Origin of the sequence: Nocardioides sp. T5, from assembly GCF_048161455.1 — a bacterium.
GTDB lineage: Bacteria > Actinomycetota > Actinomycetes > Propionibacteriales > Nocardioidaceae > Nocardioides.
Genome location: NZ_CP182415.1, coordinates 4273264 through 4290051, shown reverse-complemented (window position 1 = coordinate 4290051; position 16788 = coordinate 4273264). Strand labels below are relative to the sequence as shown.

Genomic DNA, 16788 nt, shown 5'->3' with positions numbered 1-16788 from the left:
TCCCACTCACTATGTCGTCGGCATCGGAAACCCGACGGTACGACGCGCGATCGCCGAGCGGCTCGACGCTGCCGGCCTGTCGCCTGCGACCGTTGTCCATCCCTCCGTGACGCACGGCTTCGACGTCGAGGTAGGACCGGGCTCGATCCTGTGCGCCGGCGTGCGCCTCACGACCCACATCCGAATTGGTCGGCACGTGCACCTCAACCTCAACGCGACCGTGGGCCACGACACGACTATCGGCGACTACGTGAGTGCCAACCCGCTCGCCTCGATATCTGGAGACTGCGTCATCGAGGACGAGGTCCTGATCGGTGTGGCGGGCGTCGTGCTCAACGGTCTCCGCATCGGCCGGGCGAGCGTGGTCGGCGGGTCGGCGTGCGTGGTCAAGGACGTGCCGCCCGGCGTCGTGGTCAAAGGTATTCCCGCCAAATGAGTGCCTCGGCCTCGGGTCGGGGCAGTGTGGCGTTCGTCTGCCAGTGGTATCCACCGGAGCCCGCGGAGGTGCCGCGTGGGATTGCGATGGCTCTTGCCGACAGTGGCCTCGATGTCACCGTGCTGACCGGTATCCCCAACTACCCCACCGGGGTTGTTGCGCCGGGCTACTCCGCCGGACGAGGTAAGCGGGAGATCCGCGACGGACTGGCAGTGCGGCGTACGCCCCTCTATCCGAGCCACGACGCATCCGCGCTGCGCCGGCTTGCCAACTACGCCTCATGGGCGCTGTCCGCCACGGCTCTCGGCCAGGGCGTGCTGCGTTCGTCGACGGTGTCTCTCGTCTATTCCTCCCCAGCGACAGCCGCCCTCCCGGCCATGGTCGCTCGGGCGCTGTGGGGTACTCCTACGTATTGCTCGTCCAGGACGTGTGGCCCGACTCGGTGTTCGACTCCGGCTACCTTCAGGGACCGGTCGGCCGCCTGACCCGACGTGTGCTCGACGTGCTGGTCGGTGCGACCTACCGCTCGGCCCACCACGTGGCCGTCACGTCGCCCGGCATGGTCGACCTCCTGGTGGCGCGGGGGTGCCGCGCGACAAGCTCACCGTCGTCCACAACTGGGTGTCTGAGGAACCGGCTCCTGACGCCGCGACGGTGGACGTCCAGGAACTGCGTGCGACGTGGGATGCCGACCCCGACGACTTCGTGTTGATGTACGCCGGCAACCACGGCCAGGCGCAGCACCTCGAGCCCGTCGTTGAGACCTTCGCCGGGCTTCCTGACGATGCAGTGTCCCACTTGGTCCTCGTAGGGGACGGGTGACGAAGTCCCGGCTCGTCGAGCCTCGCCGGCGGACACGCGCGCATCCACTTCCTCGATCCGGTGCCGTCCTCCGAGATGGCGCGCTTGATGCACGCGTCTGACGCCCAGCTCGTGTCGCTCGCCGACCGGCCCCTCTTCGCGGTGACGATGCCGAGCAAGGTGCAGTCGATCCTCGCGGCGGCGTTGCCAGTGGTTGTCGTGGCTCGTGGGGATGCCGCCGACGTGGTCACTGGGGCCGGGGCCGGCGTCGCCGTGGCTCCCGGTGACCGTCAGGGACTGCGCGACGCGGTGCAACAGGCTCGCGGAGACCGACCGCAACGAGCGACGTGAAATGGGCCGCCGCGGCCGGGCCTGGTACGACGCCCACTCCTCCCGTCAGGTCGGGTCCGGCGTCCTGCGACGCCTTCTCGAGGACGCGGCTCGGGGAGCGCGCCGATGAGCGCCTCGGTGCTGCTCGACATGTCCAACCTCGTCGTGGGCGGCGGTGTTCAGGTCGGGGCGTCCTTCCTCGACGAGGTCGCGACCCTCGCTGCGGACCCCGAGGCGCTCCGCCGGTGGCCATGGCTCGCCGACGTGGTGATCGAGGCCTCGGACGTGGTCATCGCCAATGCGACGGGCTCGTGGCCGGACCTCGACGTTCGGGTCGTCGACGGTCGCCCCGCGGCACGGCTGCGCCGCCGCCGGGACGGACATCGTTTCGACGTCTCGTTCACGGTGTTCGGGCCGGACTACGGACCTCGGCGTGCCCGCACGCGGATCGTCGGCTTCGCCGACGTCACCAGCCTGTTCCCGGAGTACGCCGGGGTGTCCGGTCGGCGCGATCGGGCGCGTCACGCGCTGCGGTCTCGCGTCTCGCGCAGGCTCCTTCCGAAGGGCTGACCTGATCGTGGCCGAGTCGGCGTACGTGACGGACGCACTCGAAGAGCGTTGGGGCATTCCGCGGCACGCCATGCGAGTCGTCCCCAACGTGCTCAACCGCGTCTTCGAGGACCCGTCCTTGCGCCGACCCGTGCAGGTCGATGGTGCACTGCTTCCCGCGTTCGCCTTTCCGACCCGGGCCTACCCGCACAAGAACCTCGCCGTCCTGGGCCCTGCAGCGCGCATCCTGCGAGAGGAGCACGCTCGTGAGGTGCAGTACGTCCTCACCCTCACCGATGAGGAGTGGCTCGGGCTGGACGCCGAGACCCGCTCGGTCAGCCGTAATCTCGGACCTTGCGTGTCTCCCAGGTTCCTGCGCTGTACGAGGCCTGCGACGGCGTCGTCTTCCCAGTCTTAACGAGTGCTTCTCCGTCACTCCTCGAGGCGATGCGAGCGAGTCGGCCACTCGTGGCTTCCGACCGGCCCTTCGTGCGCGAAGTTGCGGGAGATGCGGCGTGGTACTTCGAGCCGACCGACCCGGCCTCCTGGCTCAGGCACTGCTCGACGTGACGACCGACGAGGCCCTCCGCACACGACGCGTCGCCCAGGGCGCCAGGGTTGCAGGCAGTTGGCCGACGAGCGCGGATCGCGCTGCGGCGTACCTCGCGCTCGTCGACGAGGCGGCGGCTTCCGCCGCGGGGCGGGTTGGATGACGACGCGGTTCCGCCGCCTTGGCCTGGGCGTTGTCGACCAAGGTCTCTCAAGCCTCTCCAATGTCTTCTTCCTCGTCGCCGCTGCTCGCACCTCCACAGTGGAGGAGTTCGGCGCTGTTTCGTTCGCCTACGCCCTCTTCGCCTTCGGGATGGCCGTGCAGCGTTCATCGCTGGGGCTGCTCGTCTCCTCTCGTCGGGGACGCGCCAGCCTCCGCCTCTCGCACTCAGCGTGCTCTGGGCGATGCTCGTCGCGAGTCTTGGCGTGGCGCTCGGCCGGACCATCGGAGACGGCGGGACAGCGGCGTACTACGTGCTTGTCGGGGCGTGTCTGCTGGTCTACCCGCAGGACCTGCTCCGGTACGGAGCGATAGCAGAACGTCGCGCCGATCGGGCCGCGGTGAGCGACGGCGCCTGGTTCGTGGTCACGCTCGCGCTTCTCCTCTCGACCCTCGCCGGCCTCGACGTGGACGTCACCTGGATGTCTCTGACCTGGGTCCTGGCTGGTGGGGGCATCGCCTTGGTGGTGATGCTCGTCCCTCAGCGTGGGGACGTTCGCTCGGACAGCCGGGGCTGGTTCCATCAGCACGCAGGCGAGCCTGCGGGTATTGGGGCCAGACGCACTGCTCGCCAGCCTTGCCCCACTTGTGCTCGCCGCAGTCATGACCACCTACATGACGTTCGGCGACGTGGCAGCGGTCCGGGGGCAGGCACGTTGTTGGGTCCCGCGGCGGTTCTCTTGCGGCGCTGCCGGCCGTGATGGTGCCTGAGCTCGTCCGCGTCCTCGGCCCGGACAGGTCACGCCTCGCCGCCGCTCAGGCCGTGGTGATGAGCGTGCTGGTGCTGGCGTGGGCGGGCTGCCTGATCCTGGTTCCGGCGTCGATCGGCGAACAGATTCTGGGTGAGACGTGGACTGTGAGCCGCTCGATCCTGCCGTGGGTCGTGACGGAGCAGGTGGTCTGGGCGTTGGCGACGGGACCGATCTCACTGCTCAGCGCCTACAGGCGGTGGCGCATGCTTCTCACGGTCCGGGTCGTCTACCTGGGAGCCGTCGCGTGCGCGCTGGCTCTCACGGTCCCCACCGGGGAGATCGAGTGGGTGATGTCCGGCATGGTGGCCGCTGCCGTGACGAACTGCGTGATCCTGTGGCTCGCCTCCCGCCGCCTCCATCGCGAACTCCCCGCTTCCGAGCCAGTGTCGGGACAGCCCTCGGAGCGAACGGACTGAGAGTCGAGCCTGCGTCACGCCAGCTGGCCAGCCACGCGAGATACGGCTCGCGCAGCGCCTCGGGGACACCTCGGTCCGCATGTAGGTGGCGGCCCGCTCTCCGAGCCCCGCGTCGGACGCGAGCGAGGGGACGAGGTGGCGAAATTCCGCGACGTCGGTGAAGGTGAGCGCAGCGCCTGCCTTCTCGTAGGTGGCGGCGGCGTGCACTGTCGAGTTGATCAGACACGGCGTGCCGCGCGCCATGAACTCGAGGAGCACCATGCTGCACGCGTCCCAGCGGCTGCTGTGCACGTAGCCGCGTGCGTGCACCATGGCTGGTCCTTCTCCGCCCCGGCGACCGACCCGCGGATCGTCACGCAGTCAGTCAGGTCGAGCTCGCGCACGAGCTCGGCCACCTCGGCCTTGCCGCCCAGGTAGTCCGGCCCCGCCAGGACGAGTCGAGGCCTTGGTGCGGGCGGACCGGCCCAACCACGCAGCATCAGGTCCAGTCCTTGTGGCCGACCACGAAGCGACCGATCCACACGAAGTAGTCCTCGTCCCCGGCCCAGCGGCCCGAGTCGGTGATGCGGGGAGCCGGATTGGAGAAGACCCTGCCGGCACCTCTGCTTCGGCGATTGCGGCGACCTCGGCGGCCTCGGAGGGAAGAAGAGATGCACGGCGTCGATGCGGCGCAATGCGCTCCGTTCGAGGCGTCGTCGTATCCCCAGGATGTCTCGACCCGCCTCGACGACCTGAGGTGCGTAGACCCCGTGCGGCATGCCAACCACGGTCGCGCCGGCGCGCCGGGCCCATCGGACGGCGAGGACGTTTGCGGGCACCCATCCCTCGTGCACGTAGACCACGTCGCCAGGCCCGAGCTCGCACGCCACCACTGTGGTAGGTACGAGCGGCTGCTCCGACCCACGTGAGGGACGTGTCGCAGCGGGATCCCGGCTCGCTGAGCCGTTCAGCGTCACGGTGGCTCCGGCCGTCTGCCGCCGTCGCGACCCACACCTCGGTCGGCACTTCGCTGGCCGTGATCTCCGCCCACGCGGCGATACTCTCCGTGACTCCGGAGCGATGTTCCAGGAAGCGCGGGTAGTAGTGCACGACGCGGCGCAGTGAAGTCACCGGCTCATCGTAGGTCGTACGGATGTCGGCCCCCGATCCGGTTCTTGGCCGGGAAGGCCGGGCGTGAGCCGAGTTCAGGGTCGGCGGATCACGACCCGGCTCGTTGCGCCACGACGGCGTACGCGGACGTCCGTCGGAAAGCCCAGGTCGCCGTGACCTTCCACTCCTTGTAACGGATGAACGGCGTCAGCAAGCGTGCCACCAGGCGGATTCGACCTCGCGGGCGGAAGGAGTAGAAGCGTGCCCCACGCTCGCACAGGATGTCCTCGGACTTGACCACGGTGAACGCCGGGCCGATCTCTTCGGCCATCTCGGATGCGGTCGGTCGATACATGGTGTCGATCGGGTCGGCGTGGTAGGGAAAACGAAGTGGTCCGGTCACCACCAGGTAGCCACCGACCGGCACCATGGCGGCAAGGTGATCAAGAACGGCCGAGGGATCCGGCACGTGCTCCAGGAGGTTGGTGCACAACACGGATCTGGCTCCCGTGGCCCGGATCGCGGCCTGCCCTTCCGTGCTCGTTGCATCCGCAACGAGGTCCACGCCCACGTCCGGGCGGATGTCGACGTGGATGACCTCACGGCCCGAGGCAGCCAGCGGTCCAAAGATGTGCTCTGTCATCCATGGTTGCGTGGTCTCCCGAAACTCCTTCGTCTGACAGCCCACGTTCACCAGCGGGAACGCATCGTCGGGCAGGGACTGCAGCGCCCTGCCAACCCATTCCGATTCACGGATCAGCACGGCGAACCAGCCCTTGTCAGGTCGCGAGCGGCAGCCGCGGCGCTTGGTGGCGAGAAATCTGGCTCATCTGATGCTTCCGTGGGTGGTTGATCGCGTCTGAATGGCCGCACGCCGTTCCCGCTCTAGGTTTCTGGCTTGTCGAGAGTCAGGAACCACGGAACGGAGAACGGCGTGCGAAACGCCAGCCTATGGCGCGCCCTCTTGGGCGTCGAGAACACCGTCATCGAGGCAATCGAGTTCAGCGAGGTCGAGGACATCGTGATCGCGCACGTGCGACCACGGCGAGCTGCTCGGGGCCGCTGCGGACGATGCGGCACCAGAGCCGCCTGGTACGACCACGGAGAAGGACGCCGACGGTGGCGAAGCCTGGATCTCGGAACAGTCGAGGTCTTCCTCGAGGCCGACGCGCCAAGGGTCAACTGCCCGGTCCACGGGCCGACGGTGCGGCATGTGCCCTGGGCGCGTCACGCGGCCGGTCACACGTTCGGCCTTGACCAGCAGGTCGCCTGGCTGGCCACCCAGTGCTCGAAGTCCGCGATCACCCAGTTGATGCGGATCGCGTGGCGGACCGTGGGATCGATCATCGCCCGGGTCTGGGCCGACACCGCCGAAGGGATCGACGCCTTCGCCGGACTGCGCCGCATCGGCATCGATGAGATCTCCTACAAACGCAACCACAAGTACCTGACCGTCGTGGTCGACCACGACACCGGCCGGCTGGTGTGGGCCAAGGCCGGACGCGACCGCGCCACCCTCGAGGAGTTCTTCGACGCACTGGAAGCCTCCGGCGAAGGCAGGTGCGCCCAGATCACCCATGTCACAGCCGACGGCGCGGACTGGATCGCGGACGTTGTGCGGCGACGCTGCCCAGCCGCGGTCCGGTGCGCCGACCCTTCCACGTCGTCGGCTGGGCCACCGATGCCCTCGACGCCGTGCGACGAACGCCTGGAACCAGGCCAGACGCGCGGGCCACACCCGCCCCGCCGGTTGGCAGAACGGCCGGGCGGTTACGGTCGCAACCGGACACGCTCGCGCTCTCAAGCACGCCCGCTACGCACTGTGGAAGAACCCCGAGAACCTCACCGACAAGCAGCAGACGAAGCCTGCGTGGATCGCCAAGACTGATCCTCGGCTCTACCGCGCCTATCTGCTCAAAGAAGGCCTGCGTACCGTCTTCAGCTCCCAGCAGACGAGGCCGCCGAGGCGCTGGACCGATGGGTCGCGTGGCACGGCGCTGCCGGATCGCATCGTTCGTCGCCTCCAGCAGCGCATCACCAAGCACCGCGCCGAGATCCTCGCCGCCATCGACCACGGCCTATCCAACGGCCTCATCGAATCGGTCAACACCAAGATCCGGCTCATCACCAGGGTGGCCTTCGGATTCCGCTCACCCGACGCCCTCATCGGCCTCGCGATGCTCAACCTAGGCGGACACCGACCGCTGCTGCCCGGCCGATGACCCACGGATCAGTCAGAAGAGCCAGAAATCTCGGATCAGGACCATGGTGAGGGTGTGCTCTCCATCGCATTTTCGAGACCCTATCGTTGGGTCGCGCTCACCGCGGCACGGCGTTCGCGCCCCGGTGTAGTTGGCGGGGCCACCGCGAAGACCTTCGACGGTCACGGCTCGGTCCACGGCTGGGACGGCCCGGTCCGACGCCGGCGCCCAGCCGTAGGGTTTCGACCATGAACCAGCCCCCCGCCGTCCGCGACCTCCTGGAGCAGGTCCAGGGGTACGGGGCATGGGCGGTCATCCGGCGCAAGGCGTCACCGACGGCGGGGTTGATCGGCGGCACGCCGCACGAGGTGGCGAGCCTGCTCGACATCCCGCTCGAGACGGGCGCCCCGGAGCCGGGCCGGAGCGCTGACCGCCTGGTCGCGGTGCCGTTCCGGCAGGTGCGCGAGCGTGGCTTCGCCGCCATCGACGACGGCACGCCGCTGACGGTGGTCGACATCGAGGCCGAGCACGAGGTGTCGGTCGACGACCTGCTCGCGGCGCTGCCCGACGTACCGGTCGAGTTCGCCGACCGGGGCGGCTTCGCGACCAGCGACGAGGACTACGGCGAGGTCGTCGAGGCGATCATCCGCGACGAGATCGGGCAGGGCGAGGGCGCGAACCTCGTCATCGGCCGCCACTACCGCGCCGTCGTCGCCGACTGGGACGCCTCACGCGCGCTGACGGTGCTGCGGCGGCTGATGGAGCGCGAGCGCGGGGCGTACTGGACCTTCTGCTTCTTCACCGGCGAGCGGTTCCTCATCGGTGCCAGCCCCGAGCGGCACGTCTCGGTGCGTCAGGGCGACGTACGGATGAACCCGATCTCGGGGACCTTCCGGGTCGCGGGTCACGGCGACGCGCTCAAGGAGCGGCTGCTCGACTTCCTCGCCGACGAGAAGGAGGTCTTCGAGCTCTTCATGGTGGTCGACGAGGAGCTCAAGATGATGTGCGACATCTGCCACGAGGGCGGCCAGGTGCTCGGGCCGTTCCTCAAGCCGATGACGCACCTGATCCACACCGAGTACCTCCTCGCCGGCCGCTCCGACCGCGACCACCGCGAGATCCTGCGCGACACGATGTACGCCGCGACGGTGACGGGCGCGCCGGTCGAGAACGCCTGCCGGCTGATCGCCGACTACGAGCCCGAGGGCCGCGGCTACTACGGCGCCGCGCTCGCCCTCTTCGGCCGCTCGCCCGACGGCACGCCGACGATGGACAGCCCGATCCTCATCCGCACCGCCGACGTCTCGCCGGCCGGCGAGCTCAAGGTCACCGCGGGGGCGACGCTGGTGCGCGACTCCGACGCGGCGTACGAGGTGGCCGAGACCCGTGCCAAGGCCGGCGGCATCCTCAGCGCCTTCGGGCTGGCGCCGCGGGCGACGTCCGACGGCACTGACATCGCCGAGCTCGCCCGCGACGAGGACGTCGTGCTCGCGTTGGGCACGCGCAACCAGCGGCTCTCGCGCTTCTGGCTGACCGACCAGGCCGGCGAGCCGGCCGATCCGGGGCTGGCCGGGAAGTCGGTGGTCATCCTCCACGGCGAGGACGACTTCGTGAACATGCTCGTCCACGTGCTCGGCGTCTTCGGGATGACCTCGCGCGTGGTGCGGCACGAGGACTACGCGACCGGCGACTTCGACGGCGCCGACCTGGTCATCGTCGGGCCCGGCCCCGGCGACCCGCGCGAGGGTGACCACCCCAAGATCGCGTCGTTCCGTCGCGCCGTCGACGACCTGCTCGCCTCGGGTCAGCCGTTCCTCGCGGTGTGCCTGGGCCACCAGACGCTCTGCCAGCGGCTCGGCCTCGACCTCGGCTACAAGGACGTCGTCTTCCAGGGCACCCAGTCGCCGGTGCGGCTCGACGGTCGCACCGAGCGGGTGGGCTTCTACAACACCTTCGTCGGCCGGGTCCCTGACGGCGCGCAGCTGCCGGACGGCGTACGCATCGAGGCCGACGAGGCCACCGGCGACATCCACGCGGTCGTCGGGCCGCACTACCGCGGCATCCAGTTCCACGCCGAGTCGATCCTCACCGAGAACGGCTACGACCTGCTGCACACGGCGGTGCGCGACCTCCTCGCCCCCGCGACCGACTGAGGTCGAGCCGACGTGTAGGTATCAGTTCGGCGTGGGAGGCAACGAATCGGTCGCTCAGGACGTCACCCTTGGTGACCAGCTGGGGACACGACGGGGGAGCAGTGAAGTACTTCAAGGGGACGTGGGCAGGCGTGTGCCTGTTCGCACTGATGGCGTGCGGGGCGACGGGCGGGTCGAGCGACGGCCTGCCCCGCGCCGACGACGTACCGCGTGAGGCGACGAGCGACCGTTCCGCGGTCGCGGACCTCCAGCCTGCCGCGGCCCGCGACGAACGGCCCAACATCGTCGTGGTGATGCTCGACGACTTCTCGATGGACCTGGTCCAGACGATGCGGTCGGTGCAGCGGATGCGCAAGGCGGGTGCGAGCTACCCGCACTCGTTCGTCACCGACTCGCTCTGCTGCGTGTCGCGGTCGAGCTTCTTCACCGGGCAGTACCCGCACCAGACGGGCGTGCACACCAACACGTCCAACAAGGGCACGTCGAAGCTCGGCGGCTGGCCCGCCTACGACACCAACGGCAACCCCGAGCGCGCGTTCAACGTGCGGCTGCAGGAGGCCGGCTACCAGACGGGTTTCGTCGGCAAGTTCCTCAACGAGTACGAGTGGTCGCCGGGCCGGGCGCTGCCGCCGGTCGTGCCGGGCTGGTCGACCTTCAACACCGCCTTCGGATCCGCCTACGACGGCTGGGACTTCGCGAGCACGTCGATCGTCGACCAGCGCCTGAGCCTCGTGCAGCACCCGGCACCGCCGGCGAGCGCGAGCAACGCGGCCAAGGACAAGGCGTACGCCGGTGCGGTGATCGGCGACCTGGCGATGGACTTCCTCGCCACCAACGAGGCGTCCGGCGCGCCGTACTTCCTCGAGGTGGCGCTCTACGCGCCACACAACCGCGTCAACCCCGAGGGCCACTACGCCGACGACCCGCTCTTCCCGCCGATGTTCCGCGACCGGACGGGCAAGCGCAGCTGCGGCCGCGTCGCCTGCGGCAAGCTGACGGTCGACGACCTCCCCGGCTTCGGTGACCTCCGCAACGACAACCGGCCGCGCCGGGCCAACGGCAAGCGGGCCCGCGCGTGGAACACCACCCGCACCCTGCCCGCCGCGGCCGCCGTCCGCGACCTCCGCGACCGCGCCCGGATGGCGCAGTCGGCGGACCGGCTCGTGAAGCGGATCCTCCGGTCGGTGGGTCCGAACACCTACGTCGTGCTCACCTCCGACAACGGCTTCCACCTCGGCCAGAACGGCATGGGCCGCGGCAAGGGGACGCCGTACGACACCGACGTCCGCGTGCCGCTGCTGGTCACCGGGCCCGGGGTGGTGCCGGGCAAGCGGCGGGAGGTCACCAGCAACATCGACCTCGCGCCGACCTTCGAGGAGCTCGCCGGGCTCGTGCCCGCGCCCTACCGCAGCGGGCTGTCGCTCGTGCCCACCCTGTCCGACCCCGCGCTGGTGCGGCAGTCCCACGCCTTCCTCGAGCACACCCAGCAGTCGCTCACCGGCAACGACCCGGACGCGGCGTTCAGCGGTACGGAGCTCGACCGCATCCCGTCCTTCACCGCGGTGCGGAGCCGGACGGCGCTGCTCGCGCGGTTCGACCTCGACCCGCGGCCCGGCAAGGTCACCTGGGGCTACGAGTACTACTCCTACAAGCGTGACCGGTTCGAGCGGCGCAACACCTTCGCCAGCAAGAAGCGGGCTCCGGAGGTGGCGGCCCTGATGGCGAGGCTCGAGGCGTTCGACGGCTGCCGGGAGGCCGGCGACCAGCCGGTGTCGGCGGCCTGCCGCGTGGTGCGCCAGTAGCCCGGGGAACCACTACTGTCGCTGCGTGCACCCGGACGTGATCGTGGTCGACCACCACGACTCCTACACGTGGAACCTGGTGCACCTGTTGGCCCGGGTGACCGGCGTCCTGCCGCGCGTGGTGCAGCACGACGAGGTCGAGCCCGACGACGTGCTGCGGCACTCGCACGTCGTCCTGTCGCCCGGTCCCGGCCACCCCGCGTCGCCGACGGACTTCGCGGTGGGCCCGGAGGTCCTGCGGGCCGGCACCCGCCCCGTGCTCGGCGTCTGCCTGGGCATGCAGGGACTGGTGACGGCGTACGGCGGCACGGTGCGGCGCCTGCCACCGGTGCACGGCGAGGTCGCGGCGGTCCGGCACGACGGTGAGGGCGTCTTCGCAGGGCTGCCGCAGGGGTTCGCCGCGGTGCGCTACCACTCGCTCGGGGCGGTCTCGCTGTCCGACGACGTCGTCGCGACCGCGTGGAGCGAGGACGGGGTCGTGATGGGCGTGCGCCACGCCTCGCTGCCGCTCGAGGGCGTGCAGTTCCACCCCGAGTCGATCCTGTCCGAGCACGGCGAGGACCTGGTGAGGAACTTCCTCTCGTGAGCGAGCCGCCGAGCGACCCCGTCGAGTTCTTCCGGTCCGTCGCGGCGCAGCACCACCGGTGCTTCTGGCTCGACGGCGGGGGCGCGCGCGAGTGGTCGGGCCGCCGCTCGATCATCGGCTGGCTCGACGAGGACGACGTGTCCCTGTCGTGGTCGGCCGCGCGCCGCGAGGTCACCCTGCACGCGGCCGGCGTCTCCACCGTCGTCGGCGACGACGTCTTCGCCGTCCTCGAGGACCGGGTCGCGGCGGGGGAGCAGTGGTTCGGCTACCTCGGCTACGCCGCGCGCACCGACCTGCCCGCGGCCCCCGACCCGACCCTCCCCGACGCCGTCTGGATGCGTCCGCGGGAGGTGCGGGTCTTCGAGCACGAGGTCGGGCGTTCCGGGGAGTCCCCGGTGGGGCCCTCCGGGGACTCCCCGCTCGAGCGGGGAGTCCGTCACCTGGAGGGGGTTGCAACGGCCTCGAAGCGTCAGACTTCCCCACCAAGCTCGTACGCCGACGCGTTCGCGACCGTCCAGGAGCACCTGCACGCCGGCAACTCCTACGAGGTCAACCTCACCCACCGCCTCACCCGCCCCTCCGACCTCGACCCGGTCACGGCCTACCTCCGGCTGCGCGACCTCAACCCCGCGCCGTACAGCGGCTTCCTCCAGCACGACGTCGAGGGCGCCCGCGCGTGGCTGCTGTCGAGCTCGCCGGAGCGGTACGCCGTCGTCACCGCCGACCGCCACCTCGAGACCAAGCCGATCAAGGGCACCACCCCGCGCGGGGCGAGCGCGGAGGAGGACGAGCACCACCGCGAGCGGCTCGCGCGCGACCCCAAGACCCGCGCGGAGAACCTGATGATCGTCGACCTGCTCCGCAACGACCTGTCGCTGGTGTGCGAGGTCGGGTCGGTCGAGGTGCCGGCGCTGATGCAGGTCGAGACCTACGAGTCGGTGCACCAGCTGGTGTCCACCGTGCGCGGGCGGCTGCGCGACGACGTCTCCACGGTCGCCGCGCTGCGCGCCCTCTTCCCGGCCGGCTCGATGACCGGGGCGCCCAAGCTGCGCACCATGGAGGTGATCGAGGAGGTCGAGCTGACCCCGCGCGGGGCGTACGCCGGCGCGTTCGGGTGGATCAGCGGCGACGGGCCCGCCGACCTCGGCGTCGTCATCCGCTCCCTGACGACCGACGGCACTGGCACCTGGACCCTCGGCACGGGCGGCGGCATCACCGTGAAGTCCGACGTCGCCGAGGAGTGGGCGGAGTCGGAGTGGAAGGCCGAGCGCCTGCTCCGCGTCTTCGACCAGCTCCTGTAACGCCGGGTTACTGGTTGTACCGACCCTGATGCATCTGGGTGGGTGGTTGCACTAACCCGGCGTTACAGCGCTCGCGACGCCCGGCAGCCAGAGCGCGAACCGGGCCCCGCCGCCGGGGGCGTCGGTGACCTGGAGCTGGCCGCCGTGGCGGTCGATCACCTGGCGCACGATGGCCAGGCCGAGCCCGGAGCCGGGCATCGCGCGCGACTCCTCAGCCCGGTAGAAGCGCTCGAACACGTGCGGGCGGTCGGCCTCCGCGACGCCCTCGCCCTGGTCGTCGACGGTCAGCACGCCGTCGACGAGGCGCACGGTGACGGTGCCCTCGGGAGGGCTCCACTTGGCCGCGTTGTCGAGCAGGTTGGTGACGGCCCGCTCGAGGCCGTTGGCGTCGCCCACGACCGGCCACGGGTCCAGGTCGACGTCGAAGGACACGCCGTGCGCGCGGCGGCGTACGCGCGTCACCGCCCGCTCGACGACCTCGGCGAGGTCGACCTCGGCCACCACCCGGGTCGTCGGCTCGTCGCGCGCGAGCTCGACCAGGTCGCCGACGAGCGCGCTGAGCTCCTCGATCTGGCCGCGTACGTCGTCGAGCAGCTCGAGCCGGGCCTCAGCCGGCAGTGCCGTGTTGCCCTCCGCCTGGCGGAGCAGGTCGAGGTTGGTGCGCAGCGAGGTGAGCGGGGTGCGCAGCTCGTGGCTGGCGTCGGCGACCAGCCGCCGCTGCCGGTCGCGGGAGGCGCCGAGGGCGAGCAGCATCTGGTTGAAGGCGGTGGCGAGCCGGGCGACCTCGTCGTCACCCTCGACGCGCAGTGGTCGCAGGTCCTCGGTCATCGCGATCCGCTCGACCGAGGTGGTCAGCCGGCGCAGCGGTCGCAGGCCGTTGCGTGCCACCAACCAGCCGACGAGCAGCGCCGCCAGGACGCCGAGCGCGCCGAAGACGAACAGCACCCCGCCGAGCTTCTCGAGCGTCCGGTCGTTGGGGGCGAGCGGCTGGGCGAGGATCAGCGCCTCGCCGCTGCCGGCCTGCACGGTCGCGACGCGGAAGCGTTCGCCCTCCTTGGTCACCAGCGTGCGCACGGCCGACTCGCGCCGGCCGACGACGACGTCGTACTCCGGCTGCCCGAGGGTGAAGGCCGGGATGTCGGAGCCCGACATGCCGCGGCCGTCGGCGCTGATGAAGATGATCCGGACGTCGGCCGCGCCGAGCACCCACGGCGGGGCTCCACGGGCGGTGATCCGCGACAGCGTGGTGTCGGCGGTGGCCTTGTGCGCGCGGTTGAGCAGGGACTGGTCGAGCGAGCTCATCAGCTGCTGGCGCATCACCACGAAGGCGGTGAAAGCCATCACGGCGATCGAGAGCCCGAGCGCGATCGTGGTGAGCACCGCGACGCGCGACGCCAGGGACCGGCGGTAGTGCCAGCGCCCGTCGGGCCAGGCGGTGCTCATGATTCCTTCAGCACGTAGCCCACGCCGCGCACGGTCTGGATCAGCCGTGGCTCGCCCTCCGCCTCGGTCTTGCGGCGCAGGTAGCCGACGTAGACCTCGAGCGAGTTGGCGCTCGTCGGGAAGTCGTAGCCCCAGACCTCCTCGAGGATGAACGAGCGGTCGAGCACGCGGCGCGGCCGGCGCAGGAACATCTCGAGCAGGGTGAACTCGGTGCGGGTCAGCTCGATCGGCCGCCCACTGCGCGAGACGTCGCGGCTGGCGACGTCCATGGTGAGGTCGGAGAAGGTGAGCACCTCGCTCTCGCCGTCCCCGTCGGGCACGACGCGGCGCAGCAGCGCCCGCAGCCGGGCCAGCAGCTCCTCGAGCGCGAACGGCTTGGTGAGGTAGTCGTCGGCGCCGGCGTCGAGGCCCTCGACCCGGTCGCCGACCGCGTCGCGCGCGGTCAGCACCAGGATGGGTACGTCGTTGCCCGCCGCCCGGAGCGCACGCGTCGTCTCGATCCCGTCGAGCCGCGGCATCATCACGTCGACCACCACGACGTCGGGGTGCTGCGCCCCGACCGCGACCAGGCCCTCGGCGCCGTCGGCGGCCAGCACGACCTCGTAGCCGTTGAACTCCAGCGACCGACGCAGCGAGTCGCGCACGGCGCGGTCGTCGTCGACGACCAGCACGCGGGGCCGGGACTCAGTCACGGGCCAAGGATGCCACCGGCTCCTGAGGCGGTGCTGAGAAGTCGAGTGCGCGGCCCCGCAGCGACTGCTACCGCGAGCGCACTCGACCCGGGATCAGGCGTAGCGGGCCGCGACCGCCCCGGCGCGGGCGCCGTAGCCACCGCCGAACATGCACGCGTGCACGAGCAGCGGGAACAGCTGGTGGATGCCGAGCCTGTCCTCCCAGCCCTCGGCGAGCGGCTGCGCCTCGTCGTAGGCCGCCATCACCCGCGGCAGGTGCGTCAGCCCGAACAGGTGCAGCATCGCGAGGTCGAGCTCGCGGTGGCCGCCGTGGGCGGCCGGGTCGATGACGTGGATGGCGAGGTCCTGGCCCCAGAGGCAGTTGCCGTTCCACAGGTCGCCGTGGAGCCGGGCGGGCGCCTCGTCGGGCAGCAGGCTCGTGAACCGGCCGACGACGGCCTCGACGGAGGCGGCGTCGGTCCCGGAGATCGCCCCGCGGTCGCGGGCCAGCTTGAGGTAGGGCAGCACCCGGCGCACGGCGTAGAACTCCGGCCACGAGTCGGCCGTCTTGTTGGGCAGCGGCAGCCGTCCGATGAAGCCGTCGTGGTCGAGCCCCCAGCCGTCGGCGCCGGCGGCGTGCGTGGTGGCCAGCTGCTGGCCGAAGGACACGGCGGCCTCGACCGGCGTCTTGGCGCTCTGCTCGACCCAGGCCAGGACCACGCAGTCGCTGGCGGCGGCGAGCACCTCGGGCACGGGCACCCCGCCCTCGACCTCGGCGAGCCACCGCAGCCCTGCGGCCTCGGCCTCGAAGAAGCCGTCCGGCGCGTGGGGCAGCGTCTTCATCAGCGCGGTCTGCCCGCTGGACAGGCGCAGCCGCGTCGCCGTGGCGATGTCACCGCCCGCCACCGGGGAGGTCGCCACCACGGCCGTGCCGAGGAGCTCCTCGGCACGCCGGGCGATGAGGGGCTGGCGAGCCATCAGCCCGGCCTCTCGAGAGCGCTCGGCAGGGCCGCCACGATCGCATCGCTCGTGCGCTCGACCATCGCCAGCACCTCCTCGAACCCGTCGTCCCCACCGTAGTACGGGTCCGGGACGGCGCCACCCGGATCCACCGGATCGAGGTCGCGGAACATGCCCACGCGGTCCGTGCGCCCGCCCACGTCGGCGAGGTTGGCCTCGTCCATCACAAGCACGAGGTCGTACGCCTCGGGCCAGGTCGCGTCGTACTGCCGGGCGCGGTGCCGGCTCGGGTCGTAGCCCGCCGTGGTGAGGGTGGCCGCGGCGCGCGGGTCCATCGGGTTGCCGACGTGCCAGCCGCCCGTCCCGGACGAGGCCACCTCGACGCGGTCGGCGAGGCCGGCGTCGGCGAGCCGGCTCTCGAGGACGACGTGCGCCGTGGGGGAGCGGCAGATGTTGCCGAGGCACACGAGCGCGATCCGGTAGCGCCCGGGCTCGCGAGCGGGGGGAAGGGCGGGCACCCGCACCGGTC

17 protein-coding genes are annotated in these 16788 nt (G+C 70.9%); 12 read left to right on the top strand and 5 right to left on the bottom strand.

Annotated elements, in window-relative coordinates:
- Nucleotides 1-106: 106 nt before the first annotated feature.
- From ACNKF0_RS20970 to ACNKF0_RS20945, 6 genes are all read left to right on the top strand, one after another.
- Complete coding sequence (locus ACNKF0_RS20970; protein WP_416954718.1) at nt 107-436, top strand: hypothetical protein; 330 nt, start codon at nt 107-109, stop codon at nt 434-436.
- Nucleotides 437-1057: 621 nt separating this feature from the next.
- Entirely contained in the window at nt 1058-1258 is a 201-nt protein-coding gene (locus ACNKF0_RS20965) for a hypothetical protein (protein WP_416954717.1), read from the top strand.
- A 60-nt stretch (nt 1259-1318) separates the two neighbouring features.
- Nucleotides 1319-1588: a hypothetical protein gene (locus tag ACNKF0_RS20960; protein ID WP_416954716.1), complete on the top strand. Its 270-nt coding sequence runs from the start codon at nt 1319-1321 to the stop codon at nt 1586-1588.
- Between the two features lie 105 nt (nt 1589-1693).
- Nucleotides 1694-2137 carry a hypothetical protein gene (locus ACNKF0_RS20955; RefSeq protein ID WP_416954715.1) on the top strand — a complete coding sequence of 148 codons (444 nt, stop codon included), beginning with the start codon at nt 1694-1696 and terminating at the stop codon, nt 2135-2137.
- 333 nt (nt 2138-2470) lie between these two features.
- Entirely contained in the window at nt 2471-2686 is a 216-nt protein-coding gene (locus tag ACNKF0_RS20950; RefSeq protein WP_416954714.1) for a glycosyltransferase, read from the top strand.
- Nucleotides 2687-3654: 968 nt separating this feature from the next.
- Nucleotides 3655-4053, top strand: coding sequence for a hypothetical protein (locus ACNKF0_RS20945; RefSeq protein WP_416954713.1), 399 nt, complete (start codon nt 3655-3657; stop codon nt 4051-4053).
- Nucleotides 4054-5251: 1198 nt separating this feature from the next.
- On the opposite strand, the gene ACNKF0_RS20940 is transcribed toward ACNKF0_RS20945, so the two are convergent.
- Entirely contained in the window at nt 5252-5905 is a 654-nt protein-coding gene (locus ACNKF0_RS20940) for a methyltransferase domain-containing protein (protein ID WP_416954712.1), read from the bottom strand.
- A gap of 201 nt (nt 5906-6106) precedes the next feature.
- On the opposite strand from ACNKF0_RS20940, the gene ACNKF0_RS20935 reads away from it, so the two are divergent.
- From ACNKF0_RS20935 to ACNKF0_RS20910, 6 genes are all read left to right on the top strand, one after another.
- The gene (locus ACNKF0_RS20935; RefSeq protein ID WP_416958643.1) at nt 6107-7030 is read left to right on the top strand and encodes a transposase; all 924 of its coding nucleotides are present in this window, start codon (nt 6107-6109) and stop codon (nt 7028-7030) included.
- Nucleotides 6963-7364, top strand: a complete 402-nt coding sequence (locus tag ACNKF0_RS20930; RefSeq protein WP_416958599.1) for an ISL3 family transposase — start codon at nt 6963-6965, stop codon at nt 7362-7364. Before ACNKF0_RS20935 ends, ACNKF0_RS20930 begins: the two co-directional genes overlap by 68 nt.
- 227 nt (nt 7365-7591) lie before the next feature.
- Nucleotides 7592-9496, top strand: a complete 1905-nt coding sequence (locus ACNKF0_RS20925) for an anthranilate synthase family protein (protein ID WP_416954711.1) — start codon at nt 7592-7594, stop codon at nt 9494-9496.
- A gap of 71 nt (nt 9497-9567) precedes the next feature.
- The gene (locus ACNKF0_RS20920; RefSeq protein ID WP_416954710.1) at nt 9568-11298 is read left to right on the top strand and encodes a sulfatase-like hydrolase/transferase; all 1731 of its coding nucleotides are present in this window, start codon (nt 9568-9570) and stop codon (nt 11296-11298) included.
- 25 nt (nt 11299-11323) lie between these two features.
- Nucleotides 11324-11884: an anthranilate synthase component II gene (locus tag ACNKF0_RS20915; protein ID WP_416954709.1), complete on the top strand. Its 561-nt coding sequence runs from the start codon at nt 11324-11326 to the stop codon at nt 11882-11884.
- The gene (locus ACNKF0_RS20910) at nt 11881-13185 is read left to right on the top strand and encodes an anthranilate synthase component I family protein (RefSeq protein ID WP_416954708.1); all 1305 of its coding nucleotides are present in this window, start codon (nt 11881-11883) and stop codon (nt 13183-13185) included. The genes ACNKF0_RS20915 and ACNKF0_RS20910 overlap by 4 nt, the downstream gene beginning before the upstream one ends.
- Before the next feature lie 51 nt (nt 13186-13236).
- Here ACNKF0_RS20910 and ACNKF0_RS20905 read toward each other — a convergent pair whose 3' ends face one another.
- The 4 genes from ACNKF0_RS20905 to ACNKF0_RS20890 all read right to left on the bottom strand — a co-directional run bounded on the left by ACNKF0_RS20905 (nt 13237) and on the right by ACNKF0_RS20890 (nt 16777).
- On the bottom strand, nt 13237-14628 hold the full coding sequence (locus ACNKF0_RS20905) for a sensor histidine kinase (protein ID WP_416954707.1): 1392 nt from the start codon (nt 14626-14628) through the stop codon (nt 13237-13239).
- Nucleotides 14625-15320 (bottom strand): response regulator transcription factor, encoded by a 696-nt coding sequence (locus ACNKF0_RS20900; RefSeq protein ID WP_416954706.1) that lies wholly within the window; start codon nt 15318-15320, stop codon nt 14625-14627. Before ACNKF0_RS20900 ends, ACNKF0_RS20905 begins: the two co-directional genes overlap by 4 nt.
- A 93-nt stretch (nt 15321-15413) precedes the next feature.
- Entirely contained in the window at nt 15414-16277 is an 864-nt protein-coding gene (locus ACNKF0_RS20895) for a fructosamine kinase family protein (RefSeq protein ID WP_416954705.1), read from the bottom strand.
- Complete coding sequence (locus ACNKF0_RS20890) at nt 16277-16777, bottom strand: low molecular weight protein-tyrosine-phosphatase (protein ID WP_416954704.1); 501 nt, start codon at nt 16775-16777, stop codon at nt 16277-16279. Before ACNKF0_RS20890 ends, ACNKF0_RS20895 begins: the two co-directional genes overlap by 1 nt.
- Nucleotides 16778-16788: the final 11 nt, after the last annotated feature.

Excerpts from the sequence above, each read along its gene's own strand:
- ACNKF0_RS20955 (WP_416954715.1), top strand. The coding sequence starts at position 1,694 with ATGAGCGCCTCGGTGCTGCTCGACATGTCCAACCTCGTCGTGGGCGGC.
- ACNKF0_RS20895 (WP_416954705.1), bottom strand. The coding sequence starts at position 16,277 with ATGGCTCGCCAGCCCCTCATCGCCCGGCGTGCCGAGGAGCTCCTCGGC.
- ACNKF0_RS20945 (WP_416954713.1), top strand. The coding sequence starts at position 3,655 with ATGAGCGTGCTGGTGCTGGCGTGGGCGGGCTGCCTGATCCTGGTTCCG.
- ACNKF0_RS20905 (WP_416954707.1), bottom strand. The coding sequence starts at position 14,628 with ATGAGCACCGCCTGGCCCGACGGGCGCTGGCACTACCGCCGGTCCCTG.
- ACNKF0_RS20925 (WP_416954711.1), top strand. The coding sequence starts at position 7,592 with ATGAACCAGCCCCCCGCCGTCCGCGACCTCCTGGAGCAGGTCCAGGGG.